This window comes from Micromonospora sp. URMC 105, from assembly GCF_051386295.1.
GTDB lineage: Bacteria > Actinomycetota > Actinomycetes > Mycobacteriales > Micromonosporaceae > Micromonospora.
Window position 1 is genome coordinate 1 of the sequence record NZ_JBPQTL010000132.1, and the last position, 12,969, is coordinate 12,969.

10 protein-coding genes and 1 pseudogene are annotated in these 12,969 nt (G+C 66.9%); 8 read left to right on the top strand and 3 right to left on the bottom strand.

Annotation, left to right across the window (positions count from 1 at the left end):
• Together ACSNN7_RS26770 and ACSNN7_RS26775 are read right to left on the bottom strand one after the other, a co-directional pair.
• On the bottom strand, positions 1 to 2,239 hold a 2,239-nt coding region (locus ACSNN7_RS26770; RefSeq protein ID WP_436683760.1), incomplete at its 3' end, for a tetratricopeptide repeat protein.
• A 738-nt stretch (positions 2,240 to 2,977) separates the two neighbouring features.
• Positions 2,978 to 6,103 (bottom strand): NACHT domain-containing protein, encoded by a 3,126-nt coding sequence (locus tag ACSNN7_RS26775; protein WP_436683761.1) that lies wholly within the window; start codon positions 6,101 to 6,103, stop codon positions 2,978 to 2,980.
• A gap of 481 nt (positions 6,104 to 6,584) precedes the next feature.
• On the opposite strand from ACSNN7_RS26775, the gene cutA reads away from it, so the two are divergent.
• Positions 6,585 to 6,980: a divalent-cation tolerance protein CutA gene (cutA, locus tag ACSNN7_RS26780; RefSeq protein WP_436683769.1), complete on the top strand. Its 396-nt coding sequence runs from the start codon at positions 6,585 to 6,587 to the stop codon at positions 6,978 to 6,980.
• Between the two features lie 2 nt (positions 6,981 to 6,982).
• Here the strand turns inward: cutA and ACSNN7_RS26785 are convergent, their stop codons facing one another.
• Complete coding sequence (locus ACSNN7_RS26785; protein ID WP_436683762.1) at positions 6,983 to 8,287, bottom strand: helix-turn-helix domain-containing protein; 1,305 nt, start codon at positions 8,285 to 8,287, stop codon at positions 6,983 to 6,985.
• A gap of 223 nt (positions 8,288 to 8,510) precedes the next feature.
• Here ACSNN7_RS26785 and ACSNN7_RS26790 point away from each other — a divergent pair, with 223 nt between their 5' ends.
• The 7 genes and pseudogenes from ACSNN7_RS26790 to ACSNN7_RS26820 form a co-directional block, all read left to right on the top strand.
• Positions 8,511 to 9,362 (top strand): hypothetical protein, encoded by an 852-nt coding sequence (locus tag ACSNN7_RS26790; protein ID WP_436683763.1) that lies wholly within the window; start codon positions 8,511 to 8,513, stop codon positions 9,360 to 9,362.
• Positions 9,363 to 9,430: 68 nt separating this feature from the next.
• Positions 9,431 to 9,895, top strand: coding sequence for a single-stranded DNA-binding protein (locus tag ACSNN7_RS26795; RefSeq protein WP_112735113.1), 465 nt, complete (start codon positions 9,431 to 9,433; stop codon positions 9,893 to 9,895).
• A 10-nt stretch (positions 9,896 to 9,905) separates the two neighbouring features.
• Positions 9,906 to 10,745, top strand: a complete 840-nt coding sequence (locus tag ACSNN7_RS26800; RefSeq protein ID WP_436683765.1) for an FtsK/SpoIIIE domain-containing protein — start codon at positions 9,906 to 9,908, stop codon at positions 10,743 to 10,745.
• On the top strand, positions 10,742 to 11,074 hold the full coding sequence (locus ACSNN7_RS26805) for a hypothetical protein (protein WP_436683766.1): 333 nt from the start codon (positions 10,742 to 10,744) through the stop codon (positions 11,072 to 11,074). Before ACSNN7_RS26800 ends, ACSNN7_RS26805 begins: the two co-directional genes overlap by 4 nt.
• Positions 11,075 to 11,163: 89 nt before the next feature.
• Complete coding sequence (locus tag ACSNN7_RS26810; protein WP_436683767.1) at positions 11,164 to 11,580, top strand: DUF6197 family protein; 417 nt, start codon at positions 11,164 to 11,166, stop codon at positions 11,578 to 11,580.
• Positions 11,577 to 12,257, top strand: coding sequence for a hypothetical protein (locus ACSNN7_RS26815; protein ID WP_436683768.1), 681 nt, complete (start codon positions 11,577 to 11,579; stop codon positions 12,255 to 12,257). The genes ACSNN7_RS26810 and ACSNN7_RS26815 overlap by 4 nt, the downstream gene beginning before the upstream one ends.
• A pseudogene (locus ACSNN7_RS26820) lies at positions 12,254 to 12,969 on the top strand (hypothetical protein); the annotation flags it as partial. The gene ACSNN7_RS26815 and the pseudogene ACSNN7_RS26820, both read left to right, overlap by 4 nt.

Here is a 12,969-nt window from a genome sequence, read left to right on the forward strand (position 1 = left end):
GAGTGCGCTGGTACAGGCCAATCGCCTCATCCGACCGCCCCACCCTCTGGTAGGCGCCGGCGAGGTTGTTGCGCGAGTCCAGGGTGTCGGGATGGTCCGAGCCGAGCACCCGCTCACGATCGGCCAGAGTGCGCTCGAACAGGCCAAACGCCTCATCCGACCGCCCCACCCTCGCGTAGGCGTAGGCAAGGTTATTGCGCGAGCCCAGGGTGTCGGGATGGTCCAGGCCGAGCACCCGCTCACGATCGGCCAGAGTGCGCTGGTACAGGCCAATCGCCTCATCCGACCGCCCCACCGTCTCGTAGGCGCCGGCGAGGTTGTTGCGCGAGATCAGGGTGTCGGGATGGTCCGAGCCGAGCACCCGCTCACAGTCGGCCAGAGTGCGCTCGGACAGGCCAATCGCCTCGTCCAACCGCCCTACCCTCGCGTAGGCGTAGGCGAGGTTGTTGCGCGAGCCCAGGGTGTCGGGATGGTCCAGGCCGAGCACCCGCTCACGATCGGCCAGAGTGCGCTCGAACAGGCCAATCGCCTCATCCGACCGCCCCACCCTCGCGTAGGCGTAGCCGAGGCTGTTGCGCGAGCCCAGGGTGCCGGGATGGTCCAGGCCGAGCACCCGCTCACAGTCGGCCAGAGTGCGCTGGTACAGGCCAATCGCCTCATCCGACCGCCCCACCGTCTCGTAGGCGCTGGCGAGGTTGTTGCGCGAGCCCAGGGTGTTGGGATGGTCCGGGCCGAGCACCCGCTCGCAGTCGGCGATCAATGGTTGGCCGACGGCGATGGCGGTGGTGAAGATGTGTGCCACATTGAGCAGGTACAGCAGCCGGCCGCGCAGCGACAGCAGCCGCGACCGGGCGGCGTCACCGACCTGGTGGGTCCACAAAGCTTGGGCGTGGTCGGCGTACTCGACCAGCAGGGTGCGGTCGTCCCACCGCTGCCCGGCGTGCTCGGCTGCTGCCTGGACGGCGTCGGCTGCCGCCGTCAGGACCGCGTCCAGGCCGCCGGCTTGCCGGCAGCGTTCTCGCACGACTCGTTGGATGAGACGGTGCACGACGGTGCGGTCCTGGTCAAGGGTGGGTGTGGTCAGCGACCGCTGCGCCAGCAGCGCCCGGACTGCGTCGGCGTCGTCCCCGCCGCCGTCACTGTCGAGCCGGGCGGCCAGGTGCTGCAGCAGGGTCGGGTCGACGCCGCTGGGTGCCAGCACGGCGAGGTGGTCCAGCAGCCGACGGGCGGCGCCGCCGGGATCGGCGGCGGCCAGGTCGTCCAGGCTGATCAGGATCGCTTCGGCGGTACCCCGCGGATAGGGGTCGCCGTCGACCCGGGGCAGCAGGTCACTGATCGGCAGCCGTTCCAGCTGCTGCAGGTAGGCACGGTAGGAGGTGTACCGACGCTGCCGGCCGATCACCGCACCGGCCTGCGACAGGGCCAGCGGCAACCAGCCCAACTGCTCGGCAAGCTGGGCGGCGCCGTCGTCGTCTGCCAAGCCGGTCCGCTGCCGCAGGTAGGTGACCGCTTCGGACTCGGTGAACAGGTCTACGTCGATTCGCACGCCGAGGCTGTCAAAGGCGGCGTCGGTGGTGGTCACGACGGTCTGCACGCCACCGACCGAGGCTGTCCACTTGCGGATCAGGTCGGCGTCGACGGCGTTGTCGAACACCACCAGACACGGCCCGGGATGCACCCGCAGCCAGGCCAACGCGGCGGCGGCCCCGTCAGCTGGATCGGCGTCGGCTGGCCGTACCCCGGCGGCGGCGGCCACCACGTCGAGTCCGGCCAGGACACCACCGACGGTTTCCGCTGCCACCCACACCACCACCGGCCAATCCTGCGCGACACACGCCCGGGCGTGCGCGGCAGCCAGCTGGGTCTTGCCGGTTCCCCGCTGCCCGGTGACCGCGCACACCACGGCGGTCTGCCCGGTGCCGGCGACCACCCGCAACCGCTCCATCACCTCGATCCGCTCCTGCCAGGCGACCGCCTCACCGGGCAGGTCTCCGACGACGATCTGCGGTCGGGTCCGACGCGGGTCACCCGGCGGCGTCTCCGGCACAGGCGCCGGATCCGCTGGCGACACCGCCGGGATGTCCGGCTCGGACCGCGATGCCCACCAACCCAGCGGTGTCAAGATCAGCGTGGCCACGACGGCAGCGACACCCACGGCCGGCTCGGCGTCCAAACCCGCCCGATTAGCGGCAACCGCCGTGGTCGCGAACCCCACGGCGGTCATGCTGATCGCAAACATCCAGCCGAAGCGCCTGCATCCGCTCTCCGTTCGGTATCGGCCGCGGAACCCAGATACCCCATCACATTTACCCCGGTGTGGACCATCACCGTATCGGCCATCAACTGCATCTATGGCCAACCCATCCCTCGATGGTGGCTCGGCTTCCCGTCGCGCAGGCTTCGCCCTGCCGGGCCGCGCCCGCCCGGTCCAGGTGGAGCGCCCCACCGGACGAACGACCTGGACCGGGCGGGCGCGGTCTGGCTGCCTGCGGTGCGCGACGGGTGGCCGCGGATCGGCTGGCCTTCCCGGAGCCGCCCGGGTTCAAGGGCGGGTAGCCCTTGCCGCCGGAGGCAGGATCCGGGTCGTAGGGCCGGAGGCCCTACCCGCCGGAGGCATAGCGCTTGCGGCGACGGGTCGACGAAGCCCGGATCTGCCGCAGCGACGCGGATCTGGCTGCGGCGCCGAAGCGGGCCGGCTGCGGGCACGATCCGCGTCCCGTGGGCGGTCGGCGGCGCACTGCGGCTCGCCGCCGTAGCGATCGGCGTGGTCCCGGAGCCCGGCGTCTGCCGTACCTCGGCGGACGCCGGGCTCCGGCATGCCTGCTAGAGGTCGCGCGCCGCCGGGGTCGCCGCGCCGAGAGCGAAGCGGCAAGGCGCGGCGACCCCGGGCGGTGCGCAGCGGCCGCTTGCGGCCGCCTTGAAGACGTATGGAAAGTTCTCACCGGCGAAAACCCAGACGGGTGTCTGGCCTCGGAACCTAGCGGTAGCTGAGTGATTCAGCCAGACGACTGGCGGTAAATCCCACTTTTCTCTCAGCCCAGTCAATCAATGCGCTGCGAGACTTGTCATCAAATCCTGCGCCATCAATCGCCCGGCGCATGTCGAAATACATGCCACTCTCTAGCCGGCACACGAAGAGCATTTCAAGCGCCTGAAGCGGTCCCAGATTAAGGAAAGCGATTTGGTCGTCGCTTTCGTCCAGCAGTTCCCAGCCTTCCGACTCGACAACCGCACCGAGCAGAACCGACGCGGCGAATGCGACGGCAAGATCGGGAGCTGCAGCACGCTCACGCAGCTCTTCCTCTAGCATCGGAATATCCGCCGCAGATTGATCCGTCCGAAAATAGGGTTTCACTACCAGTTCCCTGAGCCCTAGAGCGTCCCAGAGCGGCTGAGTTGTATATGGCGGCTTCTTCTTCATTAGTTCCTTGCCGAGAATAGCTAGCGCGGACGCCGCTTGCTCCTCGGTAAAATCTGACCGGGGATCCCCGAGATAAGCGTGCAGGATATGCAGACCAGCCGCCCTTTTGCCCCGGGATGCAAGGACGCCATGCAGAATTGCCGGATCGGGAGAGAACAGTGACGTCGACGGCACTAACGAGACGAGTTGCTCCGGGTCAATCAGTCGATGCTTAAATGCCACTAATGCAGGCCGGAAACTCACCGCACTCCACTCGCCCAGGCGCCGGTCTAACACCGGGCGATAGAGGTCCCAATCCGGCGTCCCCAACCGGAGATCCTCGCCTTCTACTATGTCTACAATCTCCGCGACCTCGCTAAAGCTACCGAGCATGGTGAACGCGGCAGCCGAAATTCCTCGGTCGGATGATTCGAGGAGTCTCTCCAAGTGCAGTATGAACTCATCCTGGGTAATGGTTGATACCTGCCCGTGCGCCACAAGAAGGGTCACTAGCGGGGTCAGGAGGTCCTCTACCTCAAGGTCAATCGCATAGTCCGTGTCAGCATCCGCACCAGCGGCCGCGAGCCTGGAAACGTCATCGGAGGCGAACTCCAAATAGTTTTCTACCTGCCCCCGCAAGGCCATCTCAATGGCAACATCAGTTACTTTGCGGCAGATGCTCGTTGATGGAAGTAGGACGTCAAGGTAGCGGGACGCGAAAGAAAGTAAGTTCCATGCTTCATGCCCGTGCGCCTCTCCGGCGTCCTGCAGAAGATACTCATACATCTTATCGATCGCGTCGCCGTAGTATTGGTCGAGGATCTGCATTGATATCTGGGCGACTATATCCCACTCGCCCTGACTGATTTTTGCACCGAGTACTTTCCATAGACGTCGCGGGCTAGAGTTACGAACCACGAGTTCGCGAGCGGCAAAGTATTCTAGGAACGTCTGGTGAGTGAACTTATACAGCCGCTCGTTACGAGAGTTGACGCCAACGTCCGTAAGGACCCAGGCCCGCCCACGCCAAGACTCTAGCAGGCTGGACGCCTCATCGACGGCATCGTCAATCGATTCGTGCCTACCGCCCAGCCACTGTTTCGCAATTCTCCTTTTCAGGAGGCCTTCCGGCACACCATCGACAGGGTTGTAGTCCGCGAAGATCCAAAGCGCGATTGATTGAAGAGCCTTCCGCGCATCTTTCTTCAGGATGCTTGTCGTTCGGATCCCGCGGCTCGCGTCCCATTTCTCGAATAGCATTCGTGCGCACTGATCATAAAGCTCTGCTCTGTCCTGTGGGATAGACCGCTCCCCGCGATAGACGTTACACAGAAGCCCGAGCATTAGTGGGTTCGATCGCAAGTCAGCAACACTTGAGGACTCACGAAGAAACGCAGCAGAAACTGCAACCTTCTCTGCCGCTGTCAACCGGTCGTCCAGCTTGAACCATTTGCTCGCGTAGGCCTCTACGTCGTCGTCGTTGAAGCTGCGCAGCGTGGCTACCTGAAATATCGATGGGTCGAGGGCTGCCTCTCGATACCCCACCACTCTGCTCGTTGCAATCAAATGGGTCGTAGCGTACGTGGAGCCGAAAGCCTCGATGGACTTTGTGATCTCTCGTCTTCTGTGGGTCTCAAGCAATTCGTCTAGGCCGTCGAATATGACGACGGCCTTCCCTGTTGCCAGCAGAAATTTGACGGCACCTGGAGGAGGCTCTATATGCAGATCTTCGTTTAACGAGTCTTCAAGATATTCGACCAGCGACGAGCTGCGCGCTCTCTTGTGTTCCTCATAGCGCCGAAGCGTCACGACGAACGGGACCTTATCTCCCTCGAAACCTGCGGCCGGAGGGCCGCTCAAATCGTATACTATGCGTTGAGAAAGTGTCGACTTCCCTGCACCTGGGTCGCCCAATACGACGACCCGGTAGCCTCGGCCGAGCAGGACGGAAAGTCCGATTTCATATTCGGTATGAGTCTCGGCGTCTTCCTCAGGAATAATGCCAAAGTCCTCTGGGCGGTCGGGCGATAAGCGGGGAGCGATGTGGATCGCGTTGATTGGGACTCGCTTCTGCGTCTCGAAGTACGCCGGCACAAGTTCTGAGTTGGCGGCGCGAGCGACTCGGCGGTAGTCCTCGATGAACTTAAGAATGGCGGGCATCTGGGCCGGCTCAATGCCTGTCAGAGATTCTGCGTGCTCTGAGACGGATCGCAATCGGCCACCCGCGACCTCTATGGCCGCCCGTCCCCGCACATTAGTGTATTCCTCGGGTTCGAACCGCCGCAATTCGTCGACAGCCGCTGTGGACTGTTCAGCGAGAGCGCGGATAATGGTGCCGGACACTGCGGTGGATTTAGAGGCCGGAATATTGAGCAGCAGAGTCAGGGTCGCGCTCAGCTGGCTATCCAGCGCGGGCCTTAAATCGTTTATGTTCCCCATGATGCAGGCGACTGCGGTTGTCCTAGCGATCGATCGAAACTCAGAAGAGTGCAGGAACTTCCCGAGAAGTATTTCTTCTGCAGGTGAAACTAGCTCTGTCAGCTTGGCCAGAATTGGGAGGAGCGTCTTCTTTCCCGCGAACGCCCGATCAGTGAGACGTCGACCTCTAATCGACGTCCTTGCCGGCGTCTCTCGCCTCTGTACAAACCCTTTGACTGCCTCAACGGCCAAGCCTGCGATCAGGTTGGGCGATATCGGGTCCACAGCCTCCCCCTCCGGCCACGTCGCCGTAGTCAGTCCTGCCAGACCCAAGCCTCTCTTGCATGAGGGAGCGATTCAAGAGCAAGGCGGACGATTGCCAACGCGGACCACGATGTGCGACGACGGATTGCCTAGACACCTTCGGCTCTACTTCGAGGCGTTTGGTGGGATCCAGGACCGCGTGCCATCCACGTGCCAGTAGCCGGCACCCCCGGACGGTCACCAGGGGGCGCGAGACGATGCATCAAGCTGGCAGCAAGCGCCCGAGGGGCGACGCGATGCACAGGTGCGTTGATCGTCCAACGGGGGCAGAATGGCGTACGTGACGAGCCCTGATCCAGATGCGGAGTGGTGGACGACGTCGGAGGTCGCCGAGTACCTCGGCGTCCAGGTCGGCACCGTGAGTTCCTACCGGAACCGTGGCCAGATGCCGGAGCCGGACAAGACGCTCGGTCGCACCCACCTCTGGCGCCCGCGCACGGTCATGTCGTGGCACGAGGGTCGCCCTCGGCTCGGGAGCCGCGCCGCTGACGCGAGCAACGACCAGCCCTGGACCGTCTTCCAGGTCTCCACCGCTGTGGAGACGCGTGAGGCGGCCGTGGAGCTGGCGCGCCTCGTTGTGGAGGCGAGGCTTGCGGCCGGCGCGCAGATCGTCGGGCCGGTCATCTCGGCCTTCTGGCATCAGGGGGAGTTCGGCACCGGCGAAGAGTGGCAGCTCCTCCTGAAGACGCATGCCCAGCGCTTCGAGGACCTGCAAGCCTTCCTCCAGGACAATCACCCTTGGCAGAACCCCGAGATCGCGGCCGTGCCGATCGTGATGAGTTCGGACGAGTATGCCGCGTGGGTCAGCCGGACCCTCCTGCTGGACGTGAAGCCGTAGGGCTACGCCCTGGCGCGCTCCAACACCTCTCGCACTCCTGGCACGCCAGCGTGATCCCTCAACCGTTGCAGGACCGGGCTGAGACGTTGACGAGGTCGCACGGAGGCGACGCCTTCGGAGAGGTTCAGTACGCGGTCGGCAACCCGTGCGGCCTCCTCCGGCTCCCCCGCCGTGGCGTAGGCGTCCGCCAGCCAGCACGAGTACAGGGCCTTGTCGCGGGCGTGGGCGTCGTCAAAGCCTTCTAGTACGTCCTCCAGCAGAGGAACGGCGCGCAGCGGCCGGCCGAGTTCCGCCCAGCAGCGCCCGGTCATGATGGTCACCTCCTGGTCGTCAACCCATGTCGACCAGTCAGGTTCTTCCGTCGCATTGCGATCCTGCAAGGCGGCGCGCGCCGTCGCCAGAGCCGCATCAGTCTCGCGGGCGTTTCCGACGACGGCGTGTGCCCAGGCCCGACGCTCGTGTAGCAGAGCCCTGACAGTGGCCGGGGCTTCGCCACCGGCTGCGGCGCATGAAGCCTCCGCGATCGCCACGGCTTCGCGGGGATCGCCGCCTACGGTTTGGTAGGCCAGGAACGCCAGAGCGTTTCCGGCGAGATGAGGCGCGCGCGCTTGATTGGCTATCCCGTGGCTTTCGCCGTAGAGCCGCTTCGATAGGTCCAAGTTCCCTGCGTCGAATGCAGCCCACCCAGCTTGCTGCGCCTGTTCCGCCAGAATTGCGAGCAGTTGCTGTTGAACCGTCTCCGTGTAGGTGCCGGCCGCTACGAGTTTCTTAGTCATCTCGTATTCGGACAGGTAAAGGCGAATAGTGTCGCCTCCTCCGAGGACGTCATCGAGACGACGAAGCCGCGCAGTCCGTCGCGCAAGAACCTTCGGCAGCTCCTGGCCGAGGCGTCGCCCGGAGGAAAGGTCAGCGGAGTCAACGGCACCGAGCAGGGTGCCGGCACCGACGGCAGATACGCGCAGAAAATCACGGCGATTCACGGTCTCACCTCTGGCATCTTGGGCCACCAATTGGCTGACCTCCCACTCTCGGGGAGCCAAGCCCAGCATATGCCCTGGAATTCGCATCGCATCTGCGATTATGCTGATCTTTTCGTATGTTGCGATACTGCCCTGTCCACGGGCGAGCGCGCCGACTCTTTCAGCTTTGATTGAGCACGCCTCCGCAATTCTCGAATAGCTGATTCCAGCCCATTTCCGAGCCAGCATAAACACTGTCCCGAAGTCATGCCGCGCGAGTGCGGCCCGCATGTCCTCGCGCTCCAGGACATGGCGCGGGATAGCGACCCCGCTGACTCGCTGCGACATGCACGCCTCCACCCCGTCGGTCGCTCCTCATCTACATCCGTCAGTGGCCTACCCATCATGGGTACCCCCGTCGGAGGGTCGAAAGAGCACTTCCCAGCCTCGCACTCTTACACCCAGGGATCAACACAGCGCGATGCGTAGTCACCTTGACCTGTACCGAGTGAGTCAGTACGGTCGAGTCGGTACTGAGTCGCACGGCTGTCCCATGGCAGGGAGGTTGGGCATGGCGAAGTCAGGAATGTTCGGTGAGCGCCCGGTGGGTGTGGTGACGCTGGTGGAGACGCCGGTGTCGCGGTCGTACGCGCAGAAGGCACGGGTGGCGTTCCTCGTCGTGGCGGCGTCCGTCGCCCTGGTGGTGGGTGCCACCACGTCGGTGGCGCTGCCGCTGGCGCTCGCGGTGGTGGTCGGGTTGCTGTCCGGCGGGGTGTGCGGCCTGGTGGTCGCATGCCTGGTCCGGGTGTGGCCAGCGCTGCGGGTGCTGTGGTGGTGGGCGTTCGAGATCGTCGCTGCGCTCACGCTGTTCGTCGGCATGGCCTACCTGTCTCGGGCGACGCATCCGGCGGTGCCGCTGGTGCTCCTGGCCGTGGCGCTCGGCGTGGTCTTCGGCGTCGGTCGGCTCCGGCGGCGCGTGTCGGCGTGGGTGTGGTGCGTAGTGGTGCGGCACCGGCTGCGGCTGTGCTTCGCGGAGTTCATCCGGTCCGCGTCGCGGCTGCACCCGGGTCGGCTGCCGCTGATCCTCTGGGCGCGGCCGACGCCGGCCGGGGAGCGGGTGTGGGTGTGGCTGCGGCCGGGCCTGGACCTGACGGACCTGGACGGCAAGGCGGACAAGCTCGCAGTGGCCTGCTGGGCGGGTGAGGCGCGGATGGTCCGCGCGTCGGCCCGGCATGCCGCCCTGGTGCGGGTCGACATCACCCGCCGTGACCCGCTGACCGGCCTGGTGGCATCGCCGCTGTCGGCGCTGGTGACCTGGATGCGCGACGAGGACGCCCCGGTGTCGCCGGCCATGCCACCGCTGGGCCTGGACCTCCTGGACGTGCCGGAGCCGGCCCCGGAGCAGCGCAACCCGCGCCGCTGAAACCAAGACTCATACGCCCTGACCGGGGTGTGTGCGGTGACCGCCACAAGGACGGTTCACCTCGATCAATCTCGAAGGAGATCGCAATGGCAAACGACACGACCGTGACGGTGGTCGGCAACCTGACCGCCGACCCGGAACTGCGGTTCACCCCGGCCGGGGTGGCGCTGGTGAAGTTCACCGTGGCGTCCACGCCTCGGGTGTTCGACCGCAACTCGGGTGAGTACCGCGACGGTGACCCGCTCTTCCTGACCTGCACCGCGTGGCGGGACCTGGCCGAGCACATCGCCGAGTCCCTGGCCAAGGGCACCCGCGTGGTGGTGGCCGGGCGGCTGCGGCTGTCGCGGTGGGAGAACGAGGAGGGCGAGAAGCGCTCCGCGTACGGCCTGGACGTGGACGAGGTCGGCCCGTCGCTGCGGTTCGCCACCGCGACGGTGAAGAAGATGGCCCGCACCCGCAACGGGGACGGGTTCACCCCGGAGACGCCGGCGGACGACCCCTGGTCGACCGCCGCGCCGGCGTCGGCGGCCTGAGCGGAGGCTGATGTCGACGCTGACCGTTCCCGCCGTACCGGGTGGCATGCCCGCCGACCCGCCCGTGTCGATCTTCGACCCGGTGCACGTCGGGGTGGACGAGTTCGGCCACCCGGTGCGGGTACCGCTGATCTACCGCAACCTGTTGATCGGTGGGGAACCGGGCGGCGGCAAGTCGACCCTGCTGAACCTGATCGTGGCTCACGCAGCCCTGTCGCCCGACTGCCGGCTGTGCCTGCTCGACGGCAAGCAGGTCGAGTTGGGCCAGTGGAAGAGCTGCGCCGACGTGTTCGTCGGCCCGGACATCACGCATGCCCTGGCCACGCTGCGGCGGATGCAGATCGTGATGGACAACCGGTACGCCTACCTGGAATTCGCTGGCCGCCGGAAGACCCAACGCGATGACGTGTTCAGCCCGATCCTCGTCGCCGTCGATGAGATCGCCTACTTCTCGGCCACCGTCGGGGACAAGAAGACCCGGGAGGACTTCGCGGGTCTCCTGCGGGACTTGGTGGCCCGAGGTAGGGCGGTCGGCATCATCGTCGTCGCGGCGACGCAACGCCCCTCGTCCGACATCATCCCGACGAGCCTGCGGGACCTGTTCGCCTGGCGGTGCGCCTTCCGGTGCACCACCAACGTGTCCTCCGACATCGTGCTGGGGCACGGGTGGGCAGACCGCGGCTGGTCGGCCAACACGATCAGCCCGACCAACCCCGGCGTGGGCCTGCTCATCGCCGAGGGCGGCACCCCGCAACTTATCAAAGCCGCCTACCTCGATGACGCGGCCTGCGCCCGCATCGCCACCCACGCCGCCCGCATGCGGGCTGACCGCAAGGAGCGTGCGGCATGAGTATCCGTATCCGACCCCGGCCGGCCACGTCGCCAACCTGGCCCGCCCCGGACGATTCCCACCTGCCGCACCCGGACTGGTGCGCCCGAGGGCACGCCTGCGGCCTGGGCGAGCACCGGGCACAGCCGGTGACCCTACGGGTTCCCGGTCACGGCGTGGTGGTCCTGACCCGGGTGCTGGCCGCCGACGGCAGCCAGCACGCCGAGATCCGCACCCGCATCAACCTCGCGGCCGGCGACACCAACGCCCGGGCGCACCTGATGCGGATCGTCACCGAGTTCGACGCGGCCCTGCGGCGGATGGTCCGTCTCCAGCGCCGAACGCCATAAGAACGGGCCGGCTGCACCGGGATTCGCCCTGAGAAAGCACCCCGAGGCCGCCGACCCGCCCCATCAACAGCCCGGAAGGAGCTGCCGCCATGCACGCTACCCAAAACACGGTCGCCGAGCAGGTGACCACCCCGGCCCGCACGCTGCGGGACGCCGCCCTGTACCTGTCCCGCCACGGCTGGACCCAGGGCGCCTACTACGACGCCACGTCGGGGTCGTTCACTCCCCCGGCCTGCCTGGTCGGTGCGGTCGGCATGGTCTGCTACGGCGGACCCGTCGACGCCCCGGCCCAGATGTTCGATGCCCCGGAGTTCGCCGACTTCGAGGCGGCGTTGACCTACCTGGACTGGTACTTGGCCTGCCGGTTCTCCGACGGCCAGTACTACCAGGGGCTCGACAACGCCTACGACTTCAACGACGCCAAGGGCCAGACCGCCGACGCTGTCATTGCCGTCCTCAACGCGGCGGCCGACGCGTGGGACCGCACCAACGGTGGTGCGGCATGAACAAGAACACCGTCAAGCCCGGCTTGACGCGCAGTCGCACCAAGCGCGCCAAGCGGTCGGTGGAAACCACCGAGTTCGACGCGTTCGTGCGGCGCATCCTGCGGGCGTACGCCCGTCGGGTCGCTGCCGGTGACATCGAGGCGCTGCGGTCCCTCGCGGTGCTGTCCACCGAGGTGGACACCGTGACCCGGCTCGCTGTCACCGGTCTGCGCCAGCCTCCGTACCGGTACTCCTGGTCGGAGATCGCCGACCGGCTGGGTGTGTCCCGGCAGGCGGTGCAGATGCGCTACGCCGACCGCGCCGACCGCGTCGCCCTGGACGAGCGGATGATCCGCGCCGGACTGGGCGTCACGGTGGCGACCCTCGCCCAGGTTTTCGCCGATCACCACCCCGGTAGCCCGGCATCGTCGCTGTGCCCGGGCTGCGGCTTCCGCTACCCCGACGGGGTGACGGACTGCCCGACCAACGCCACGGCTCGCCCCCTGCTCTACCGGCGACGTGGCGAGGACAAGCAGGCGCTCTCCGTGCTGACGCCTGACCAGCTCGCCGACCTGCACAACCTCAAGACCGCCCGGAGCAACCGGACGGCCACCCGCAGGGCGGCCCTACCCACGCCGCCGGCCTCCCGTGAGGAACCGACCTTGTTCGGCCTCGCTAACGGGAGGGCCACGGCATGACCACCAACCCGACCAATCTCCGGCCGGCGGCCGGTGAGCCCCGGTTGGCGTCGATCGCCTCGTGGGCGGTGCTGGCTGCGTCGTTCGGCCTGTCCGCCTCCACCTGGATCGCGCTGGCCGAACTCGCCGGCTTCACCGCCCGCATCACCCTGCCCGGCACCTCGGTCAGCCTCGCCCTGGCCTGGCTGATGCCCATCGCGGTCGACGGCTACGTGGTCGTCGCCCTGGTGCTGTGGATGGCTCCCGTGCCCGCACGGGTCGCCGCATTCGCCAAGAGGAACACCTACGGTGCGGCCGGCATCGGCATCGCTGCCCAGTCGGCGTACCACCTGCTCCAGACCAACGCCAACACCGACGAAACCTGGCGCGTGGCCATGGCCGCGATCGTCGGCGCACTGCCCCCGGCCGTCGCCGGCCTGGCCGTGCACATGCGCGCCCTGATCCGCCGGGAAAGCGGCCGGACCCCGGCCGCCGCCACCGGCACCGTCCCGGCACCCGCCGAGACGCCGACCCCAACCGTCACCGTTCCCGCCGTCCCGGCACCGACGCCGGTCCGGCCCGAGCTGCCCATCGTTCCCATCCTCGAACCGGCCGAATCGGCACCGACGCCGGCCCGGCCCGAGGTCCCGACCCCGGCCCAGGTCGCCACCCGGATCACCGCACCGCGACCGGCCCCCACCCCGGAGCCGTCGACGCCCGCGCCCGATGCGAC

Bases quoted from the DNA above. Each gene is read 5' to 3' on its own strand.
- cutA (WP_436683769.1), top strand. From the start codon at position 6,585: ATGTCGTGGCACGAGGGTCGCCCTCGGCTCGGGAGCCGCGCCGCTGAC.
- ACSNN7_RS26785 (WP_436683762.1), bottom strand. From the start codon at position 8,287: ATGTCGCAGCGAGTCAGCGGGGTCGCTATCCCGCGCCATGTCCTGGAG.
- ACSNN7_RS26790 (WP_436683763.1), top strand. From the start codon at position 8,511: ATGGCGAAGTCAGGAATGTTCGGTGAGCGCCCGGTGGGTGTGGTGACG.
- ACSNN7_RS26800 (WP_436683765.1), top strand. From the start codon at position 9,906: ATGTCGACGCTGACCGTTCCCGCCGTACCGGGTGGCATGCCCGCCGAC.
- ACSNN7_RS26805 (WP_436683766.1), top strand. From the start codon at position 10,742: ATGAGTATCCGTATCCGACCCCGGCCGGCCACGTCGCCAACCTGGCCC.
- ACSNN7_RS26810 (WP_436683767.1), top strand. From the start codon at position 11,164: ATGCACGCTACCCAAAACACGGTCGCCGAGCAGGTGACCACCCCGGCC.
- ACSNN7_RS26815 (WP_436683768.1), top strand. From the start codon at position 11,577: ATGAACAAGAACACCGTCAAGCCCGGCTTGACGCGCAGTCGCACCAAG.